This window comes from Pseudomonas sp. IT-P4, assembly GCF_949767755.1.
GTDB classification, from domain to species: Bacteria; Pseudomonadota; Gammaproteobacteria; order Pseudomonadales; family Pseudomonadaceae; genus Aquipseudomonas; species Aquipseudomonas monachiensis.
The window spans coordinates 119,576-140,067 of sequence record NZ_CATKPX010000100.1; the positions used below are offsets into that span (position 1 = coordinate 119,576).

Here is a 20,492-nt window from a genome sequence, read left to right on the forward strand (position 1 = left end):
GCCATTTCGTAGGAAACGACTGTCATGAAGATCGACCGCCCCCTGTGGGCCGCGGGGGCGTTGCTGTCTCCGCAGCAATTCCAGCAGCAGGCGCGCTGGGAAGCCTGGACCAATGAGTGCCTTGCGCACCTGTCGTTGGTACATCCCTGGGGTGTACAAGCAATGGACGTTGATCTGCAGGCACTGCGCCTGGGCAAGTTAAAACTGACCCGGCTGCACTTGCGCATGGCCGACGGTACCCTGGTCGATACCGATCATGTCGATCGCCTGCCTCCTGCACTGGAGTTGGCTCGGCAGCTGCCTGATGACAGTCAGAGCGTCACGCTGTTGCTGGCCTTGCCGCTGGAACAGGGCAATGGCAACAACTGTCTGTTCGACGGGGGCAGGGCCGATCGACCGATGCGCTATCGTCAGGCCTGGCGCAAGGTTCAAGACGTGTTTGGCGATGAGGTGCAATCGATCGGGGTGCTGGAGCATGCCTTGAGCTTGCGCCTGGTCAACGATGACAACGCCGACTACCTGACTTGCCCGATTGCCCGTCTGATTCGCGACGGGCAGGGGGCCTGGATGCTCGACCCGGGCTACGTACCCCCGCTTCTCAGCTTTGCTGCTCACCCGGGTTTGCTTACCCAACTGGACAACCTGTTGACCCAGTTGGCCGCCAAGCGTCAACGGCTCATGGGCATGCGGCGCGAGAGTAATCAGCGCATGGCGGACTTTGCGGTGGCCGATGTGTCGTTGTTCTGGCTGCTAAATGCCTTGAACAGCTATCAACCCGTGTTGGCTGACCTCAAGGCGCATCCGGGGCGCCATCCCGAACAGGTCTATCTGGAACTGGCCAGGCTGGCTGGAAGCCTGCTGACCTTTTCGCTGGAACATGACATCGAGCTGATTCCTGCCTATCGGCACGAACACCTGGAAACCGTCTTCCCGCCGTTGATGAGCATGATTTCCACCTTGCTGGAAGCCAGCCTTCCGTCCCGGGTCATCGCCCTGGAGTTGCAGGAAACGGGCGCCAACCGCTGGCAAGTCAGTCTCAACGACGCTCGTTTGTGTGAGCCTGGCGGCGCGGACTTCTATCTGTCCGTGCGTTGTCGCCTGCCGGCCGCGCAGTTGCAGAGCCAGTTTCCTCGACTGTGCAAGATCGGTACGCCGGATGAGGTGGATCAATTGATCAATGCTGCACTGGACGGCGTGCCCATGCAGGCGCTCAGCCATGTGCCGGCCGCGATTCCGTTGCGCCTGGAAAATCAATACTTTGCCCTTGATCTCAATCATGCCAAGGGGCTGGCGATGCTGGCCGCGGGGGTCTGCGCATTGTATGTGCCGAGCACATTGGTCGAGGTCAGGCTTGAACTGTTTGCGGTGTTGCGCACATGAACGGAAAAACCGAAAAGCAAACCCGCTCGCCCGTGAACATCGACGTCCTGTTGCAGGACAGCTACCTGCTGGTGGTTGAACTGCGCCAGGCTGGATCAGCAAAAAACAGCCAGGGGCTGTGGTTACGTTGTGCCGACCAGATCGAATACGTTCGCCAGTCGCTTGAACAGGCCGGTTTGAGTCGGCGCAGCATCGACTACATCAGCTACGCCCAATGCGCGTTGCTCGATGAAACCGTGCTCGGCTATGCCGAGGGCAAAGATCATGCTTCCTGGGCCAGCGAACCCTTGCAGGCGAAGTTCTTCAGCCGCCACCAGGCCGGTGAGTTTCTGTATGAAGACATGCGCGAAGTGTTGCGCGAGCCCGCACCGGACCGGCAGGTGCTGACAGCATTCCAGCGGGTATTGATGCTGGGCTTTCGCGGCCGCTATCGCGAGCTGAATGACCCTGATCGCCTGCAACTGCTGGCAGCCTTGAATGCGCAGGTTCCGCCACTGCAACTCAACCATGGGTTAGCGACACAAGCGGGCATCGGCTACCGATCCGGCAGCTGGCGTTGGCAGCGTTCCCCGCTGGCCCAGGTTGTGCTGGCAGGGTTGTTGCTCACGGGGATCTGGCTGGGGCTCGATCACCTGTTGGGCGGTGTCATCGCCAACCTCCAGCCTGGCCAGGCGTGAGCCACCGATGACGTACAAACTCAATCGACTCCTCTGGCTTTGGGCCGGCGCGCTTGTCCTGGCATTGCTGGCGATCATCCCGCTGGCGGCCTGGACACGTGCAACGGCGGTTTTGTTCGTGGCGTGCGTTGCCATAGCGGTCTGGATCAGGATCGGGCGACGGGCGAAGCGTCAAGCCGGGTCACGGGTGCTGGCCGCTAACCTGACGCTGCCACCGGCGGATTATTGTCAGCCGGTGGTATTGGTCTGTGGTGATGGCCTGGACGGTCTGTTCGGCGCGGTTGCCGGTGATTCGCCAGCGTTGCGCAAGACCGGGCAAGGTTGCTACTTGCGGGTGCCAGACCTGATGCAACTGCCGGAGCTGATAGCCAGCGTATTGGCCCGTCGGCCGGCATGGGGCGGGCAGCTTGCTGTCATGTTCGTTTCCAACCCGGGCGAGCATGACGACCGCGCCGTACTGGCGGGGCAGGTGCGGGCTTTTTGTCATCAGGTTGCCCTGGTTCGCAAACGCGGGATTGCATTGCCGATGTTGCTGGTCAGTTACCTGCAAGCTTCGCAGGGCGAGGGGGCCTGGGTCAGTTGGGAGGCGGGGCAGACCAGCCCCGAGGTCCGTGAGGCCGGGATGCATGCCAGCCTGGTCGATTGGCAGCAGTTGGCAGTGGACGATGTCACGCGTATGGCGCGCATGCATGCCGGCGTTCAAGTGAGCAGCGTTGCGGCCTGGCTGGAGGAGGCGGTACTGCCGGACCTGGCCGCGCGTGACCGCCGCCATTCGATAGGTCCCGCAGTGGCCATCGCCATCACGCTGGTGCCGGTGTTGCCCCGGACCGTGTCGGGGAACCTCTGGCAACAATGGCTGAGCGACAAGCTGTCGCTGTCAGTCGACTGGCAGGTACAGACCGCAGACGCGGCGCCACTGCCATTCCCTGACCCGTTGCTGCAATTGCTGCCCATCCGTATCCAGCGAACGCCGATACGCCGGGCGGGGGTGATTGCGCTGTGGCTGTTTGTGGCCGCGACTGCCATTGCCTTGGCCAGTTCAGCCTGGCAGAACACGTTGCTGGCGCGTCAGGTCACCGATGACCTGCGTCGCTACACCTCCATGGCGCCACCGGCCCCTTTCGACCAGACCGGGATTGTCCAGCGCGAAGCGGCATTGACGACGCTTCGCCAGCACGCCGAGCGTCTGGACAACCATTACCGTCATGGTGCTCCGCTGAAGTTGGGTTTGGGCCTGTATCGCGGCGACCGACTGCGTGCGCCGGTGCTGGCGGCGATTGCCAGTCACCGCACTCCGCCGTCAGCGCCACTCGCGGTAAAAGTCGCCAAAGCGGTACGTCTGGACAGCCTGTCTCTGTTCGACAGCGGCAGCGCCGTGCTCAAGCCGGATTCGACCAAAGTGCTGATCAATGCCCTGGTGGACATCAAGGCCCAGCCGGGATGGCTGATCGTCATCGCCGGGCATACCGATGCGTCGGGCAATGACGCGCAAAACCTTCTGCTGTCCCGGGCCCGCGCGGCGTCGGTGCGGGACTGGATGCAACGCATGGGCGATCTCCCCGACAGTTGTTTTGCCGTCCAGGGTTTCGGCGCCAGGCAGCCGATCGCCAGCAATGACACCGAGGCGGGGCGCACTGCCAACCGTCGAGTCGATATTCGCCTGGTACCGGAAGCGGGGGCTTGCTCGCATTCCCCGCCGATACCGGGCTGACAACCCCAGTCGCATCACGCGGCATTCATGTTCTTGGAAAAAGGAGCTTCACATGGCATCTCCCATTCACCTCTGGCTAAAAGATGATGGCGGCGCGGACATTAAAGGCTCGGTAGACGTACAAGAGCGCCAGGGCAGCATCGAAGTGATCGCCAAGGATCACGCCTTGCAAATTCCTACCGACGACAACACCGGCAAGTTGACCGGCGCTCGGGTCCACAGCGCGTACCGGTTCACCAAGGAAGTCGATGCCTCCAGCCCGTACCTGTTCAAGGCGGTGAGCACCGGCCAGACCCTCAAGAGTGCCGAGTTCAAATGGTATCGCACCAACGTACAGGGCCAGGAAGCCGAGTACTTCAAGACGCTACTGGAAAACGTCAGAGTCGTGAAAGTCAAGTCAATGGTCCACGACCTCAAAGACCACTCCAAGCAGCACTACAACCACTTGGAAGAGGTTGAGTTGCGCTACGAAAAAATCACCTGGACCTTCGTCGACGGCAACATCATCCACAGCGATTCCTGGAACGAACGCCAGACTGCCTGACGCGAAAACACCAGCAGGCAGAACGCTGCCTGCTGGTCTTGAGTGTTTCGGCTTGAGCGCCTGTCAGCGGGCGCTCAAGCCGGCACATCGAGCTTCAAGCCCACCACCGGCAATACGCCAGGAACTCAGCACAAGGACGCCCCGCATGGCCCATCACGCCACCCGTTTGCTTCGCCGCCTCAATCCTTACTGCGCCCAGGCCTTGAGCGCGGCGGCATCGTTGTGCCAAAGCCGCGCCCACGGGCAGATCAGCATCGAGCACTGGCTCCTCAAACTGCTGGAGCAGGGCGAGGGTGACCTGACGATTATTGCGCGCCGTTACGAATGGGATATAGACGCCCTCTGGCACGGCTTGCTCGAGCATCTCGACAGCTTGCCGCGCAGCGTGCAGGGCAAGCCGCAGCTGTGCGGCAAGTTACAGCAATTGATCAAGAACGCCTGGCTACGTGCATCGCTGGACGACGACAATGACAGCCTGCGCTCGGCCCATCTGCTCGGTGCGCTGCTGGAGACCCCGACACTGCTGGTCTGTGAAGCGGCCTGGCCGATGCTCAGTCTCGGTCCGGTGCAATTGCAGCACTTGCTCCCGCTGCTGGACCAGCACTCCGAAGAACGACCGCACCTGCAACAGGAGCAGACGCTGGATCGCAAGGCGGTGATCCTCGACAACTCATCGAGTGCTCAACGGTGCGATGCATTGAGGGCGGTGCTGGACAAGTACACCCAGGACCTGACCGCCAAGGCCCGGGAGGGAGGCATCGACCCGGTGTTCGGGCGTGACGATGAAATCCGTCAGGTCATCGATATCCTCAGTCGTCGGCGCAAGAACAACCCGTTGCTGGTGGGGGAACCGGGGGTCGGCAAGACCGCGCTGGTCGAGGGCCTGGCCTTGCGCATTGCCGAGGGCAATGTGCCCGACAGCCTCAAGCCGGTCAGCGTGCGCACCCTCGATCTGGGCCTGTTGCAAGCCGGAGCCGGGGTCAAGGGCGAGTTCGAACAACGCCTGAAAAACGTCATCGAGGCCGTTCAGCAATCAGAAACCCCGGTACTGCTGTTCATCGACGAAGCCCACACCCTGATCGGTGCCGGCAACCAGGCCGGCGGCGCCGATGCGGCAAATCTGCTCAAGCCCGCCCTGGCTCGCGGAGAATTGCGCACCATCGCGGCCACCACCTGGAGTGAGTACAAACAATACTTTGAGCGCGATGCCGCACTTGAGCGACGGTTCCAGAGGGTCAAGGTCGACGAACCGGACGATGCCAGTGCCTGCCTCATGTTGCGCGGCCTCAAAGCCCGCTACGCCAGCCACCACGGCGTGCACATCGAAGACGCGGCGGTAGAGGCGGCGGTCAGCCTGTCGCGGCGTTACCTCACCGGCCGTCAACTGCCGGACAAGGCCGTCGACCTGCTCGACACCGCCAGTGCACGGGTACGCATGAGCCTCGATTGCGAACCGCAGGTGCTGGTGCGCCTCAAAGCCCGAATGGCTGCCCTGGACCTGGAACGCCAGGCCCGGCAAGAGGATCAGCAACTGAGCGGCGACGCCACCGATCAACGGCTCGCCCTGATCGCCCAGCAATACGCGCAATTGCAGCGAGAACAAATCGACCTGGTGCGGCAATACCAGAGCGAGCTCGAACTGACCCGCCAACTCCTCGACGCACGCCAGACCGAACCACCAAACATGGAACACTGCGCCCGGTTGCAGCGACAACTGAGCGAGATTCAGGGCAGTCAGCCACTGCTTTTGCTCGACGTAAACCCGCGCAGCGTGGCTGAAGTGATCGCCGACTGGACCGGCGTACCGCTGGGCAGCCTGCTCAAGGATGAACAGGCCAGTCTGCTGGAGCTGGAACAGCAACTCAGCGAGCGGGTGATTGGCCAACCCCATGCCCTCAGTGCCATGGCCCAACGCCTGCGCGCGGCCAAGACCGGCCTGACTGACGAAAAGACGCCTTTGGGCGTGTTCCTGCTGGTGGGCACCAGCGGGGTCGGCAAGACCGAAACGGCCCTGGCCCTGGCAGACAGCCTGTTCGGTGGCGAAAAGTCACTGATCACGATCAATCTCTCTGAATACCAGGAAGCCCATACCGTCAGCCAGCTCAAGGGCTCGCCGCCCGGCTACGTCGGCTACGGGCAGGGCGGGGTGCTCACCGAGGCCGTACGCCAACGACCCTATAGCGTCGTGCTGCTCGACGAGGTGGAAAAAGCCCATCGTGACGTGCTTGACCTGTTTTACCAGGTGTTCGATCGCGGCTGCATGCGCGACGGCGAAGGCCGTGAAATCGACTTTCGCAACACCGTCATTCTCATGACCTCCAACCTGGGGAGTCATGAGTTGCAAGGTTTCTTGCAAGAACAACCCGAAGCCTCGGACAGCACCTTGCACGAACTGCTGCGACCCATTTTGCGCGAGCATTTTCAGCCGGCCCTGTTGGCCCGCTTTCAGACGCTGATCTATCGACCGCTGCAAGCCGAGGCCCTCAAAGGCATCGTCGCCATCAAACTCGCCCAGGTCGGCAAACGCTTGCAGCGTCACTACGCACTGGACTGCCGGATCGAAACCGCGCTCAACGACGCCCTGGTCGCCGCCTGCCTGTTGCCCGATACCGGCGCCCGCAACATCGACAGCCTGCTTGACCAGCAGATTCTGCCGGTGCTCAGCCAGCAGTTGTTGCAGCGCCAGGCCGCTGGGCAGAGCACCCATGGTGTGACCCTGGGTTACAGCGAGGAACAGGGAGTCACCCTGCAGTTCTCCAACACGCAGGATTGCGCGGCAAATACCGCCATGGAGGCCTGAACATGCTCAACGAACTGCGCACTTTCTTCGACCACAGCCGCCACACACTCTGGGTCCGGGAGCTGGACGCCCCCCTCGACGTCCTGGCCTTCCACGGCGAAGAACACCTCAGCCAGCCGTTCAGCTACTACATCGAGTTCACCTCCAGCCAGCTCGACATCGACGCCGAACTCATGCTTGGCCAACAAGCCAGCTTCAGCCTGCACGCACTGCCGGAAAAGGTCTCGTCGCTGATCTTCGAACCGTCCGAAGTCAAGCCGCTGCGCAGCTTGCACGGGGTAATCAGCGGCTTCAAACGCCTGTCCGCTTCCATCGACGAGGCACGCTACGAAGTCACCCTGCAACCGCGCCTGGCGCTGCTCGCGCGGGGCCGGCAATACCGGATCTACCAGCACCGGTCGGTGCCGGAAATCGTCGAGCACATCCTGCGCAGTCGCCACGAATTCAGGGGCCAGGACTTCCTCTTCCACCTGCACCGCGAATACCCCCGGCGCGAGCAGGTGATGCAATACGGCGAAAGCGACCTGGCCTTCATTGCCAGGTTGCTGGCCGAAGTCGGCATCTGGTACCGCTTCACCAGCGACGAACGCCTGAGTATCGACGTCGTCGAATTCCACGACTCCCCGCGCGCCTACCAGTTCGACGTCGAACTGCCGCTGCGTCCGCTCTGCGGGTTGAGCAGCAGCGGTGAGGACAGCGTCTGGGCCCTGCAGTCGGAACACCAGGTGGTGGAGCAGCACGTGAATATCCGCGCCTACCATCACCGCGACGCCCGCGCGCACCTCGACGGCGACATCGACCAGACGCGCGGCGCCAAGGGCACCTACGGCGAGGCCTATCACTACGCCGAACCCTACACCGCGCTCGGCGACCGCCATGCCTTCCCCGAAGACGTGCAGTGCGAAAGCGGCTACTTCTATGCGCGCCTGCGCCACGAGCGTTACCTCAACCGCCGCACCCGCCTTTGCGGCATGAGCAGCAGCGCCCGCCTGGCGCCAGGCCAGGTACTGGAAGTCACCGACGGCGCGCCCCAGGCCTTCGCGCCGCGGGCGGTGATCATCGGGCTCAAGGCCGGCGCCGCCCGCGACCGCAGCTTCGAGTGCAGCTTCCAGGCCATTCCCTACGCGCAGACGGTGTGCTTTCGCCCAGACGTACCGCCCAAACCCTTGATCGCCGGCACCGTGCCGGCCCGGGTGACCAGCGCGCAGGCCCACAACCCCTACGCCGATACCGACGCCGAGGGCCGCTACCGGGTGCAGTTCCTGTTCGACCGCGACACCTGGGACGCCGGTCGCGAAAGCACCTGGCTGCGCCTGGCCCGGGCATACGCCGGCGACACCCACGGCCTGCACCTGCCGCTGATCGCCGGCACCGAAGTGGCGGTGGCCTTCGAACAGGGCGACCCCGACCGGCCCTACATCGCCCACGCCCTGCACGACAGCCAGCACCCCGACCACGTCACCATGTACAACGAAAAGCGCAACGTGCTGCGCACCCCGGCCAACAACAAGCTGCGCCTGGACGATACCCGAGGGCAGGAGCACATCAAGCTCAGCACCGAACACAGCGGCAAGAGCCAGCTCAACCTCGGGCATGTGGTGGATGCCGAGCGGCAGAAGCGCGGCGAGGGGTTTGAGTTGCGCACCGATGCCTGGGGGGCGATTCGGGCGGGCAAGGGGTTGTTTATCAGTGCCGATGAACAAACCAAGGCCCAAGGCCAGGTGCTGGAAATGGGCCCGGCGATCGAGCGCCTGCGACAGGCCGGCGACCAACTGCAAACGCTGTCCGTCGATGCCTTGGCCGCCAACGCCGATCCCGCAGATGTGGCGGCGCAATTGGCGCTGATGCGCCAGCAACTCGATGAACTGAAAGCCGCGGTCCTGCTGCTCAGCGCACCCCAGGGCATCGCCCTGACCAGCGGCCAGCACCTGCAACTGGCGGCAAAAGACAACCTGATGCTCAACGCCGGCGGCGAGGCCGACCTCAGCGTGGTCAAGCGCCTGTTCATCGGCGTCGGCCAGGGCCTGAGCCTGTTCGTACGCAAGCTGGGGATCAAGCTGATCGCCAATCAGGGCCCGGTGAGGGTGCAGGCGCAGAACGATCGCCTGGAGCTGATCGCACGGCACGGGTTGGAGATCACCAGCACCGAAGATGAAATCCACATCACGGCGAAGAAGAAAATCGTCCTCAACGGCGGGGGCAGCTACATCACCCTGGAGACGTGTGGCATCGAATCCGGCACGGCGGGTGACCACAACATCAAGGCGGCGTTTCTGGAGTACGTCCCGACCAAGGTCACGCAGGCGGCGCGCTTGCCGCCGCTGCCGGCGGTGTTTGATCCGCCGCTGGCGTTCGATCAGCAGTACCAGATTTTTGCCAACGATGGCGAGCAAGTCCTGGCCGGCGTCCCGTACAAGATCTCCAGCGCCAGCGGCAACGTGTGGAAAGGCACTACCGACAGCCAGGGTTTCACCGAACGGGTGTACACCGCTGTTCCTGAAGAACTCTCGCTGATCTACGACATGGACGAAGAGGAGGAAGAGGAAGAACTCGAAGGCATCACCCTGCGCATCGGGCTGTTTTTTGATGGCACCGGTAACAACCAGGCCAACGCCGCTCTCACCGAACAGTGCCGACGCGAGGATCTGGAACTGTTCGATGAAAGCGATCTGGCGTCCATCATTCAGTTGTGCAACCAGTATGGGTTTGACGAGTTTGATGGCAGTGGTTTTGGTCGTACGCCGGATAACAGTTATGGGAATGCGCCGAGTAATGTGGTGCATTTGTTTGCGCTGTATCCCGATCACGCCACCGATGGTCTCCCGCCCGGAGCTGAAATTGGTTTTGTAAAAATCTATCTGGAGGGTATCGGTACCCGCAGCGGAGGTGGCGACTCGCTCTTCGGGCAAGGCATGGGGCGGGGTGAAACCGGGGTGGTGGCGCGGGTTGAACAAGCGCCGGGGTTGGTGGAGAGGCAGTTGGACAGTTTTCAGGAAGCTAACCCTGGCATTTCCATACGCGCTGTCGAGTTCGACATCTTCGGCTTTAGCCGCGGTGCCGCCGCCGCACGCCACTGTGCCAACGAACTGCTCAAACCGGGTCGAGGTGTATTCGGTGATCTGCTGCAGGGAGGCCGCTTCGGCCTGCTCGACAGCTTCGACCCGGCGGTCGATATCAGCCTCAACCTGATCGGCCTGTTCGACACCGTTGCAGCCATCGGCGGCATTGACCTGAACGTGGCCGATGACCACAACCCGGGCGTGAACCTGTACCTGCCACCCGGTTGTGCGCGTCAGATCGTCCAGCTGCAGGCCCGCGATGAGTGCCGCCACAACTTTTCCCTCAACGAAGTGCTGCACGATCATCGACAAATCAGTCTGCCCGGGGTGCACTCAGACATTGGCGGCGGTTATTTACCGCGTGCCCGGGAGCGGCTGTGGTTGACCCCGCCCGGTCGTATCACCCTGCGCCGTAACCAGCCGGTGCAGTCTTCACCGCAGTGGGCCAAGGCCCTGGCTCAAGTGCAGGCCTTGCGGTCCAGTGGTCTGGCCGACGACGGCAGCATCGAGGCCAAGGCCTGGCCGTTCACCCCGGCCGCCCGGGGCAAGCTGGAGTCCAACCAGGACGACTATCTGCTGGCGATTGTTCTGGACCGCCCGGTCCGGGGCGAGTTGGCGCTGATTGCCCTGCGCCTGATGCGCGAACTGGGTGTGCGCCATGGTGTGCCCTTCAAAAGTCTTGAAGCGCAACCCGGATTGGCACTACCCACGGATTTGCAACCGATCGCTGCACAAATCCTTGGGCATGCACTGTCGGGCACCGAGGTCATCCTCGACCCCGAGCAGGAACGCTTGCTGCGTGCTCGTTATATCCACCAGTCCGCCCACTGGACGCCCAACAAAGGTTTGATGATCAACAAACCGGCACCCGACAGCACACGCAAGATCCATCCGCATCAGCCGCAAAAGGGCTATCCGCAATGAAGCGCCTGAGCCTGCTGGTCGGCCTATTGTTCAGCCTGTGTGCCTGCGCCGGTGGTCCCACACCGCCCAAGTTGCCCTACCAGAGCTGGTACGTCGGCCTGGCCGCGCCACGCTTCATGGAAGTCTGGGTCGAGAGCGTGGATGTGCTCGATCAGCGCGGGCTGGCGTTCTTTCATGTGTTTGGGGGCGTGGCCAGTTACACCGGCAAAGCGGAAGGCTGGCACAAGGGCGGAGGGAAAACGAAGCCGGTGAACAACGTCGATCTACCAGACCGCATCTTCGTGCGCTGGCAATCGCTGGTGGAGCCGCAGACCTACAAGATCGGTATCCGGATCCCGCAGTGGGTGCGCGATGAGATGGTCAAGTCCGAACGGGTGTTTTGCGAAGGCTCAAAAAAATGGAAGGACGACTTTCGAAAAGTGATCACTTTAGGCATGGCTCCCGGTGGCATCGTCAAGGTCTGGGTGGGTGGGCCATGCCTGGGGTTCAAGGAGGTTGGACGCTTTCAGGCCGAGATCGAGCCGCTTGGGCCTTACAAAGGAAAGAGCAACGGCCAATACGTGCCCATAGAAGCTGAAAACAAAGCCTACGTGGACCAGCACGGGATTCCCTATGGCACTTGGTAAGGGCTATCCGCAATGAAGCGTCTGATCTTGCTGGTTGGCCTGCTGTTCAGCCTGTGTGCCTGCGCCACTGGTCCCACGCCACCCAAGTTGCCCTACCACAGCTGGTACGTCGGCCTGGCCGCGCCGCGCTTCATGGAAGTGTGGGTCGAGAGTGTGGATGTGCTCGATCAGCGCGGGCTGGCGTTCTTTCGCGTGTCTGCCGGGGTGGCCGGTTACACCCGCAAACCTGAAGGTTGGCACAAAGGGGGCGGATCGATGATGCCGGTGAACAATGTCGACTTGCCGGACCGCATCTTCGTGCGCTGGCAATCGCTGGTGGAGCCACAGACCTACAAGATCGGTATCCGGATCCCGCAGTGGGTGCGGGATGAGATGGTCAAGTCCGAGCGGGTGTTTTGCAAAGGCTCAAAAAAATGGAAGGACGAGTATCGGGATTCCATCACCTTGGGCATGGCCCCCGGTGGCATCGTCAAGGTCTGGGTTGGTGGGCCATGCCTGGGGTTCAAGGAGGTTGGACGCTTTCAGGCGGAGATTGAGCCGCTAGGGCCTAATCAAAACGGTAAGGGTAACTATTACCGCGCACCGAAGCCTGAGGCGCAGGCCTACATCGATCAACACGGAATCCCCTATGGCACTTGGTAGGAGTTAGTTAAAACGTATTTTGATTTCACTCGAAAAGAACATGGTGTCATTGCGGGATTGATTTTTAAAGGGATAAAGCCATGCAGCAATTAAAACATGCAGTTAGCACGAATAACGCGGACAGTACCGTCATCAAGGTCGTGTCTGCGCAAAGTACATTGACCTGGGTATCACCCGCTGAAAATGAAGTGTTCAAGATTACCCAAGATGCCACGTTGCCCGTTATCGCGTTCGAGTTTCGAGCGCAATTCGTTGGCGATATCAAATGGTCCTGGGTCATTGAATGGGAGGCAAAAGTCAGTGGTTTGAAGGAGCGGGCGCGAAAAGGTAAAACACTGAATACGTTCAATGAGTCAGGTTCATTTGTCAGCGGCGAAAAAACGTGGACGGCTGATTTCTCCGGCCAGGTTCTCGGTGGAACGTTGTCCGTAAAAGTACAGGTCGGTCAAAAGTCGCTCACGAGGACTGTTGCCATTAAAGGACAGAATCCTGTTCAAGAGAGTATCGCTACTTATGTTGCAAGCCTGGATGGCATGACCGGATTCGAGAACCTGCTGGAACAAGAGACGGGCAGTAAACACTTCATCGATTTCGACGGCGAGCCAATCGTTGCGTTCGACAAAGGTTACGGCATCACGCAAATGACCAATCCGGCACCGTCCTACGAACAGGCGTGGAACTGGAAAGCGAACATCCTGGGAGGCTCCTCCATCTACAAGGATAAGGTCCGGATCGCGAAAAAATATCTGGGTCAGTCTGGTAGGAGCTATACGACTGAGCAGCTGGAACATGAGGTATTCAGCCGCTGGAACGGTGGTTCCTACCATGAGTGGGACACCGCCTCAAGATCCTGGGTCAGGAAAAAGAACATCCTGTGCGACGCCAATACCGGAAACATCGGTTGGTCGATGGACAATGAAAAAAACCAGGACAAGACCGAAGCCGAACTGCACGAGAGAGATGTGGATACCTACAAAAAAGGCACCAAGGGGCAATCGGAGGACCACCCTTGGACTTATCAGGGGGTGTGCTATGCCGATCATGTGTTGTCGAAGTAAATATGTTTGTTCTTTGTTTTTTTTATTGTTGGGTTTCATGGCAGTGAGTGGCGCTTTCGCCGATACGGCAATGCCTTGGGTCAGCAATGAAAAGAGTGGGGTGATTTTGCATATGGAAGACGGAAGTCTCTATCGGCTGAAGTTGAATGCTGGAGTGGGCGGTGTTTTCTATGACAGGCATAAATACCCCATTGCTGGAGAAACTTATCTCGCACTGTTTGAAGTGTCTCCCTCCAACCCTGGAAAGCCTACAGGTTTCTGTGGCGCCGGCAGTGAGGTTTGGTTGCACGTATATAGAGTGGCGGATACCAGTCTGAGGACCAAAACAAGGACACTGGTCAGTAGTTGCCTGCGCTCGATTTCAATGGCAAGCCAGAACTCCGGAACGGAAAAACAAGACACTGATTTTTCTTCGGTGCAATGGAATGAAAAGGGGTTTTCTATTGATTGGTTCAATCATGTTAATGCTGCTGGCCAGGCATTAACTTCAACGAACTATGTGCTGCATGGCAAGGCGGTTTCGATTCAGGAAGTCCTGAGTCAATAGCCGTTGGGCACGTGAGTAATCAAGTGGGTCTTTAAAAAAGGGAAATGGAATGAAAGGCATCATCCGTATTGGTGACAAAACAACCGGAAAGGGCACTGTGCTTACGGGGTCCGCCGTGATGCGGTTCGGTGGTATCGGCGTGGCTCGGGAGGGTGACGCGGTAATGTGCCCCGTTCCAGGTCATGGTCGAACAGTGATTGCCGAGGGGCATCCGAGGTTTCACGAAAACGGCGTACCGATTGCGTTTCACGGACATTGTTGTGCCTGCGGTTGCACCTTGATTTCGTCACTCCCCGAAGCGGGCGCGAGCTGATCATGTCGGTCCGTCTCGATCAAGTACCTGCTCCGGCGTCCCGTCCTGCGCGGCCCCGTGTCTGGCTTTGGCTGAGTCTGTTGCCGCTGCTTTGGTTGCTGGGTTTCGGGTTGATGTTTGGCTTCGCCAGTCAATCGTTGCGGCAACAACCGTTGGATTTCTACGGTCTGGCCTTGGGTGTTCCGTTCTTGGGTTGGTGCGTCATGAGCTTCGGGCGCGCGCTGCTGTACATCGGCGGACAAGCTGTTGCAGATGGCTGGGATGAGGCCCGTGAGGAGGATTCGGTTCGGCGACTGCGCCGTGGCCGGCGATCCCAGCAAGTATTGAATGTGAGTCTTTACACGGCCTTGCGAGCGCCGGGAGAGGAGTCGCAAGTCCAACTGGACGCTTTGCTGAGTGGGGTCAAGGCGCTCAAGACTCAGCCCTCCTTGTCTGGCGGTGACGCGGTACGTCAAAGCCGCTTGCCCGGCAATACGACGCCGGCCTCTGAACACGTGTTGTTGAGCATTTTGGTGCAGGTGCTCGTTGACCTGGCACAAACCTTGGGGCAACTGCCAGACGAGACGCCGCTGGCACTGTTGCTCGAAGTCGATAGCGGATTACCGGAACATACTTTGCGCAGAGTGTGGCGACAGGCCTGGACAGAGTCTGGCATTCGCCAGTCGACCACGCCTGTCGAAGGGCAGGGCCTGGCGGCGCTGGATCAATGGCTTGACCAGCGAATTGCCGACCAGGCGTTACTGATGGTGGTGGCGGCACAGTTTGCGCCGGAACAGCCCGAAGAGACGGCGGAAGCGGTCGTCGGACTGCTGCTGGGTAATCGTTTGACGCAAACCACATTGCCGCCCATTGCCTACCTGCACCGTCCGGAGCAGGAGCGAGAGCCCAGCCCCGATGCGCTGCTGTATGCCACTCGTCAAGCCCTGGATTGGGTGCCACTGGATGCCGAATCAATCGAGCATGTGTGGCGTGTGGGGGGGAATGCGCAACGCGAGGTGGCAATCAGCACTGTCCTGGCGCAACTGCCGATGGCGGTGACGCACAACCTGGATACCTTGCTGGGACACCCGGGCACAGCGTCTGCGTGGTTGGCGATCGTGGCCGCGACGCAAACCCTTCAGCGCGGCGTCGGGCCGCAGTTCATTTTCAGTGGTGACGATGTCGCAGCCGGGCTTTGGTGCACGGTTTTGACACCGGTGTCACCACTTTCGAAGTAGGAATCTCGAAATGCAGTTTCGACGCTCTGTAGGGTTGGGTGTTCTGGTTGGCGTTGTGTTGCTGACCGGTTTGGTTTCAGGTGCTGTGGTCTGGCTTCACCCCGAGTCGCTGGGCATTGCAAATGGCAGCGCCCGGCAAACAATTTGGCTTTCGGCAATATTGGCCACCACCTTTTTCGTGGTGATGTTTCTGGGGGGATACCCTCTGCTGGGACGTCTAGGTCGCTCAGGCTATCGTCCGCTTGTCGCCGATGATGTTACTCAACCTGGGCAAGCGCCACTCAATGAATCCACTGATGCTCAGCTGGAGAAGCGAATGGCAGCGGTTAAAACGTACCTGCGGAAAAACCACAGCCTCCTCTGGCCCCGCAAAGTCCGCCTCCTGCTCGTCGTCGGCGAACCCGAGCAAATCACTGCCATCGCCCCCGGCCTGACCTCGGAAAACTGGCTCGACGCGCAAAACATCGTGCTGATCTGGGGCGGCAGCCTGCAAGCCGAGCCCACCGAGGCGACGCTGAATCAGTACCGCCGCCTGACCCGTTGGCGCGGGCTGGACGGCGTGGTCTGGGCGCTGAGCAAGGAGCAAAGCAGCGATGCTGCCGCCATGGGCGCCGGTGTGCGTCACTTGAAGGTGCTGGCCCGCGAATTGGGCTGGCAGTTGCCCTTGCACCTTTGGCAGGTCTGCGCGAGCAAGTGGGTACAGGACCCGCGGCCGACCCAGGCGGTGGGTTGCCGGTTGTCCTCGCGGGTCACGGCGCTTGAACTGGACACCCGGTTAGAAGCATTGCTCGACCCTTTGCGACAGCAGGGCCTGGAGCAAATGCAGGAGGCGATGGCGCATGACTTTCTGCTGCGCCTGTCCCGCGACTTGCAGGCCGAGGGCATGGCCCGGTGGCGTCGGGCGCTGTCGCCCTTGTTCGGTGAGTTGGCCCACAACGTGCCGCTGCGGGGGCTGTGGTTCAGCCTGCCGCTGCCGTCGGGCAATAAAATTGATCGGCTGCACTTTTGGCCGGTCGATCCGGCCTGGCACGGCGTGCTGGCCGATCAGGCCGTCAGCCCTCGGCGCCTGGGCTGGTCCGTCCCGCGAGTCGCTTATGCGCTGGTGATGGCCGTGGCGCTGATCTGGGGCGCCGGCCTGCTGCTGTCCTTCGCCAGCAACCGCGTGCACATTGCCCAGATGCAGAGCACGTTGGTCTCTCTCGAACAGTCGCAGAGCCCCGACGAACAACTGCTGGCGTTCAACGAGTTGACCCGCGAGCTGGGGCGCCTGGATTACCGCGCCGCGCACGGCACGCCCTGGTACCTGCGTTTCGGCCTCAACCAGAACGACCCATTGCTGGCGACGCTGTGGCCGCGCTACGTCGACGCCAACCAGCGGTTGCTGCGCGACCCGGCCGTGGCCACGCTGCAGCAGCAACTCAAGGCGCTGATCCAGTTGCCGCCGGACAGCCCCGAACGCGCCAGGCGTGCCCCGCAAGCCTACGCGCAGCTCAAGGCCTACCTGATGATGGCGCGCCCGGAAAAAACCGACGCGGCTTTCCTCGCCAAGGTGCTGGTCGAGACCCAGGCGCAGCGCGCCGACATGACGCCGGGGCTCTGGCAGGGCCTGTCACCCGGCCTCTGGCAGTTTTATGCCGAGCAACTGGCCGCCCATCCGGCCTGGCGTATCGAGGCTGACCCGACGCTGGTGGCCCAGGCCCGTCAAGTACTGCTCGGCCAGCTTGGCCAGCGCAATGCCGAAGCCAGCCTGTACCGCCAGGTGCTCGATGCGGCGGCCAATCACTACCCGGCCCTGAGCTTGCCGCAGATGGTCGGCGACACCGACGCCCGCGCGCTGTTCGCCACCACGGCCAGCGTTCCCGGGGTGTTCACCCGCCAGGCCTGGGAGGGTCAGGTCCGCCAAGCCATCGACGAGGTGGCCGAGGCCCGCCGCGATGAGATCGACTGGGTGCTCAGCGACAATCCCGCCAGCCTCGCCGCCGACTTGAGCCCGGAGCAACTCAAGGAACGCCTGACCGAGCGCTACTTTCAGGACTACGCCAGCGCCTGGCTGGACTTCCTCAATCGCCTGGACTGGCAACCGGCACGCAGCCTGGATCAGGTGATCGACCAGTTGACCCTGATGAGCGACGTGCGCCAGTCGCCGCTGATCGCGCTGATGAATACCCTGGCGTATCAGGGCCAGGCCGGCACTCGCGGCCCGGCCCTGGGTGCGTCGTTGATCCACTCCGCGCAGAAGCTGATGACCCAGGACAAGGTGCCGCTGATCGACCAACAAGTCCGCGGCGCGAGCGGTCCGCTGGACGCCACCTTCGGTCCGCTGCTGGCGCTGTTGGGCAAGGAGGCCGAAGGCAAGAACGACAACGACCGGCTGAGCCTGCAGGCCTTCCTCACCCAAGTCACCCGGGTACGCCTGAAGCTGCAACAGGTAAGCAGCGCCGCCGATCCGCAGGAGATGACCCAGGCCCTGGCGCAAACCGTGTTCCAGGGCAAAAGCGTCGACCTCACCGACACCCGCGCCTACGGCAGCCTGATCGCCGCCAGCCTGGGGGCGGAGTGGGGCGGGGTCGGCCAGACCCTGTTCGTGCAGCCGCTGGAACAGGCCTGGCAACGGGTGCTGCAGCCGTCGGCGGCAAGCCTCAATCGCCAGTGGCAACGGGCGATCGTCAGCGACTGGCACGGCGCGTTTGCCGGGCGTTACCCGTTCGTGGCGACCACCAGCGATGCGTCATTGCCGATGCTGGGGCAAATGATCCGTGCCGACTCCGGGCGCATCGAGCAGTTCCTGCAACAGCAACTGGGCGGTGTGTTGCGCAAGGAAGGCCAGCGCTGGGTGACCGACTCGCGGCACAGCCAGGGCCTGCGCATCAACCCGCGGTTTCTCGCGGCGCTCAATCAGCTCAGCCACCTGGCCGATGTGCTGTTCACCGACGGCGGTCTCGGCCTGGGGTTCGAGCTACGGGCCAAGCCGGTGCGCGACGTGGTGCAGACCACCTTCATCCTCAACGGCGAAAAACACCACTACTTCAACCAGAAGGAAAGCTGGCAACGCTTCAGCTGGCCAGGCTACAGCGACCGTCCGGGGGTGAGCCTGACCTGGACCAGCGTGCAGGCCGGCGAGCGTCTGTTTGGTGATTACCAGGGTACTTGGGGCTTGATCCGCCTGCTCGAACAGGCTCGGGTCACCACGCTGGACGACGGCGACAGCCACTACCGCGTGCAGCTCAAGGCCCCGGACGGCCTGGGCCTGACCTGGCACCTGCGCACCGAACTGGGCGCGGGACCGCTGGCGCTGCTCAAGCTGCGCGGCTTCAAGCTGCCGACGCAGATTTTTCTCGGGGTGGGCAACAACGCCGAGCCTTATGCGCAGAACGGGGAAGTGCCATGAGCTTGCAAGGATTGATCAGCAGTTGCCTGGGTGAACGCGATGCGCTGGCACTGGCCCGGGAAACGTCAGGGCGCTGGCAAGCCTGGTTGCAACCGATCAGCGCAGATACTCCGGTGGGTGAAGACCCCGGTTACGACGATGATTTCCAGCGCATGCGCGAAGAGGTCAACAAGTTGTCCGGCGCGGATGCCGAGCGGGTGGCGCAACTGGCTGAAAAACTTCTGCGGCAAAGCTGCAAGGACCTGCGCGTCGCCACTTACTACCTGTGGGCCCGCTTGCACAAAGACGGCGAGGCCGGGCTCGCCGATGGCCTTGGCCTGCTGGCCGCGCTGGTCGGACATTACGCGCAGCAGGTGCTGCCGGTGCGGCCCAATAGCCGCAAGATGGCCCTCGAGTGGCTGGCCGGCGGCAAGGTGCTGGACAGCCTGTCGCTGTATCCGGAGGTTGTACGCAGCGAAGCTGAACGCACGGTCGCGGCGCTGGCCTGGCTGGAGCAGGGGCTTGACGCCTGGCCGCAGGACCAGCGCCCGGCCCTGGGCGCGCTGTACTCCGCGTTGTCTGCGCGGTTGACGCAGTCCGGCGGGGTGGATGCCCTGGTGCCGCAGAACAGTGCCAGCCATGAAGCAAATACCCAATCGGATGTGCCGGGTGTCACGTCCATCAAGTCCGGACGCGATCTGTTGGACAGTGGCCGGGCCCTGGCGGGCTATCTGCGTGAACAACCTCAGGGTTGGCTGGCGGCCCATCGCCTGATGAAAAGCCTGCGCTGGGACACGCTGCATCAGCCACCGCCTCAGGACGTCAATGGCAATACCCGTCTGGCTCCCCCACGTGGCGACTACAAGGCACAACTCAAGCGACTGCACCTGCAGCAGAACTGGCAGGAACTGCTGGATCAGGTCGAAGGGATGTTCGCCGAGGGTGTGAATCATTTCTGGCTGGATCTGCAGTGGTATGTGTACCAGGCGTTGAGAAAGCAATCCGCGCCGCTGGACAGCTGCGCCGATATGACCACGCGCGACCTGGGGATGTTCCTTGAGCGGCTCCCGGGTCTGGAGGCCCTGTGCTGGAGCGACGGCACACCGTTCGCCAACGAGACCACTCGCGAGTGGATCGCTCAGCACGTCAGCGGTAATCAGGCCCAACAGTGGTTGCCTGCTCCGGCGACGACAGCCATCGATGCAGGTGCCGAGATCCTGTCCCTGGAAGCCCAGGCACTGGCACAAGCCGACAGCGATGGGGTGGAGGCGGCGCTGGCCTGGCTGGCCGCGCGGCCCGACGTGCACACAGGCCGTCAGCGCTGGTTGCTGCGCCTGTTGATGGCGCGGGTGGCCGAGCAGTACGGCAAGAGCGACCTGGCCATTCACCTGTTGGGTGAACTGGATGCCACCGCCCAACGCCAGGCGCTGGCGGAGTGGGAGCCGGACCTGAACTTTGAGGTCAAGGCCCGCCTGCTCAAATTGCTGCGCCTCAAAGCGCAACGCAATGACACAGATAAACCCGCGCTGGCCCGGCGCATGGACGCGTTGCTGGCGGCGCTGGTCGCCATCGATCCGGTACGCGCCGCGGTGCTCTGCGGCTGAACCTCATTTATCAGGATGTATTT

The 20,492-nt window shown here is 61.9% G+C and carries 14 protein-coding genes; all 14 read left to right on the plus strand.

What is annotated here, in order from left to right; all coding sequences use genetic code 11:
* The first annotated feature begins 24 nt into the window (after positions 1–24).
* Positions 25–1,380: a type VI secretion system baseplate subunit TssK gene (gene tssK / locus ACM6IT_RS27515; RefSeq protein WP_056724805.1), complete on the plus strand. Its 1,356-nt coding sequence runs from the start codon at positions 25–27 to the stop codon at positions 1,378–1,380.
* Positions 1,377–2,057, plus strand: a complete 681-nt coding sequence (tssL, locus tag ACM6IT_RS27520) for a type VI secretion system protein TssL, short form (protein WP_414919064.1) — start codon at positions 1,377–1,379, stop codon at positions 2,055–2,057. The genes tssK and tssL overlap by 4 nt, the downstream gene beginning before the upstream one ends.
* Positions 2,058–2,064: 7 nt before the next feature.
* Positions 2,065–3,768 carry an OmpA family protein gene (locus tag ACM6IT_RS27525; protein WP_414919065.1) on the plus strand — a complete coding sequence of 568 codons (1,704 nt, stop codon included), beginning with the start codon at positions 2,065–2,067 and terminating at the stop codon, positions 3,766–3,768.
* Positions 3,769–3,820: 52 nt separating this feature from the next.
* Entirely contained in the window at positions 3,821–4,312 is a 492-nt protein-coding gene (locus ACM6IT_RS27530) for an Hcp family type VI secretion system effector (RefSeq protein WP_414919066.1), read from the plus strand.
* A 145-nt stretch (positions 4,313–4,457) separates the two neighbouring features.
* Positions 4,458–7,112 carry a type VI secretion system ATPase TssH gene (tssH, locus tag ACM6IT_RS27535; RefSeq protein WP_414919067.1) on the plus strand — a complete coding sequence of 885 codons (2,655 nt, stop codon included), beginning with the start codon at positions 4,458–4,460 and terminating at the stop codon, positions 7,110–7,112.
* Positions 7,113–7,114: 2 nt separating this feature from the next.
* The gene (gene vgrG / locus ACM6IT_RS27540; RefSeq protein WP_414919068.1) at positions 7,115–11,095 is read left to right on the plus strand and encodes a type VI secretion system tip protein VgrG; all 3,981 of its coding nucleotides are present in this window, start codon (positions 7,115–7,117) and stop codon (positions 11,093–11,095) included.
* Positions 11,092–11,721, plus strand: a complete 630-nt coding sequence (locus tag ACM6IT_RS27545) for a DUF2931 family protein (protein ID WP_414919069.1) — start codon at positions 11,092–11,094, stop codon at positions 11,719–11,721. The genes vgrG and ACM6IT_RS27545 overlap by 4 nt, the downstream gene beginning before the upstream one ends.
* Positions 11,722–11,733: 12 nt before the next feature.
* Complete coding sequence (locus ACM6IT_RS27550; RefSeq protein WP_409079016.1) at positions 11,734–12,363, plus strand: DUF2931 family protein; 630 nt, start codon at positions 11,734–11,736, stop codon at positions 12,361–12,363.
* A gap of 80 nt (positions 12,364–12,443) precedes the next feature.
* Positions 12,444–13,421, plus strand: coding sequence for a hypothetical protein (locus tag ACM6IT_RS27555; RefSeq protein ID WP_409079015.1), 978 nt, complete (start codon positions 12,444–12,446; stop codon positions 13,419–13,421).
* Positions 13,396–13,968: a hypothetical protein gene (locus ACM6IT_RS27560; protein WP_409079014.1), complete on the plus strand. Its 573-nt coding sequence runs from the start codon at positions 13,396–13,398 to the stop codon at positions 13,966–13,968. Before ACM6IT_RS27555 ends, ACM6IT_RS27560 begins: the two co-directional genes overlap by 26 nt.
* Before the next feature lie 49 nt (positions 13,969–14,017).
* On the plus strand, positions 14,018–14,281 hold the full coding sequence (locus tag ACM6IT_RS27565; protein ID WP_414919070.1) for a PAAR domain-containing protein: 264 nt from the start codon (positions 14,018–14,020) through the stop codon (positions 14,279–14,281).
* 2 nt (positions 14,282–14,283) lie between these two features.
* On the plus strand, positions 14,284–15,498 hold the full coding sequence (locus tag ACM6IT_RS27570; RefSeq protein ID WP_414919071.1) for a hypothetical protein: 1,215 nt from the start codon (positions 14,284–14,286) through the stop codon (positions 15,496–15,498).
* A gap of 316 nt (positions 15,499–15,814) precedes the next feature.
* Positions 15,815–18,886 (plus strand): ImcF-related family protein, encoded by a 3,072-nt coding sequence (locus ACM6IT_RS27575; RefSeq protein WP_414919072.1) that lies wholly within the window; start codon positions 15,815–15,817, stop codon positions 18,884–18,886.
* Complete coding sequence (gene tssA / locus ACM6IT_RS27580; protein ID WP_414919073.1) at positions 18,883–20,469, plus strand: type VI secretion system protein TssA; 1,587 nt, start codon at positions 18,883–18,885, stop codon at positions 20,467–20,469. Before ACM6IT_RS27575 ends, tssA begins: the two co-directional genes overlap by 4 nt.
* Positions 20,470–20,492: the final 23 nt, after the last annotated feature.

What these genes read in the sequence shown, in the direction of transcription:
- tssK (WP_056724805.1), top strand. Translation starts at nt 25, where the DNA reads ATGAAGATCGACCGCCCCCTGTGGGCCGCGGGGGCGTTGCTGTCTCCG.
- tssL (WP_414919064.1), top strand. Translation starts at nt 1,377, where the DNA reads ATGAACGGAAAAACCGAAAAGCAAACCCGCTCGCCCGTGAACATCGAC.
- ACM6IT_RS27525 (WP_414919065.1), top strand. Translation starts at nt 2,065, where the DNA reads ATGACGTACAAACTCAATCGACTCCTCTGGCTTTGGGCCGGCGCGCTT.
- ACM6IT_RS27530 (WP_414919066.1), top strand. Translation starts at nt 3,821, where the DNA reads ATGGCATCTCCCATTCACCTCTGGCTAAAAGATGATGGCGGCGCGGAC.
- tssH (WP_414919067.1), top strand. Translation starts at nt 4,458, where the DNA reads ATGGCCCATCACGCCACCCGTTTGCTTCGCCGCCTCAATCCTTACTGC.
- vgrG (WP_414919068.1), top strand. Translation starts at nt 7,115, where the DNA reads ATGCTCAACGAACTGCGCACTTTCTTCGACCACAGCCGCCACACACTC.
- ACM6IT_RS27545 (WP_414919069.1), top strand. Translation starts at nt 11,092, where the DNA reads ATGAAGCGCCTGAGCCTGCTGGTCGGCCTATTGTTCAGCCTGTGTGCC.
- ACM6IT_RS27550 (WP_409079016.1), top strand. Translation starts at nt 11,734, where the DNA reads ATGAAGCGTCTGATCTTGCTGGTTGGCCTGCTGTTCAGCCTGTGTGCC.
- ACM6IT_RS27555 (WP_409079015.1), top strand. Translation starts at nt 12,444, where the DNA reads ATGCAGCAATTAAAACATGCAGTTAGCACGAATAACGCGGACAGTACC.
- ACM6IT_RS27560 (WP_409079014.1), top strand. Translation starts at nt 13,396, where the DNA reads ATGCCGATCATGTGTTGTCGAAGTAAATATGTTTGTTCTTTGTTTTTT.
- ACM6IT_RS27565 (WP_414919070.1), top strand. Translation starts at nt 14,018, where the DNA reads ATGAAAGGCATCATCCGTATTGGTGACAAAACAACCGGAAAGGGCACT.
- ACM6IT_RS27570 (WP_414919071.1), top strand. Translation starts at nt 14,284, where the DNA reads ATGTCGGTCCGTCTCGATCAAGTACCTGCTCCGGCGTCCCGTCCTGCG.
- ACM6IT_RS27575 (WP_414919072.1), top strand. Translation starts at nt 15,815, where the DNA reads ATGGCAGCGGTTAAAACGTACCTGCGGAAAAACCACAGCCTCCTCTGG.
- tssA (WP_414919073.1), top strand. Translation starts at nt 18,883, where the DNA reads ATGAGCTTGCAAGGATTGATCAGCAGTTGCCTGGGTGAACGCGATGCG.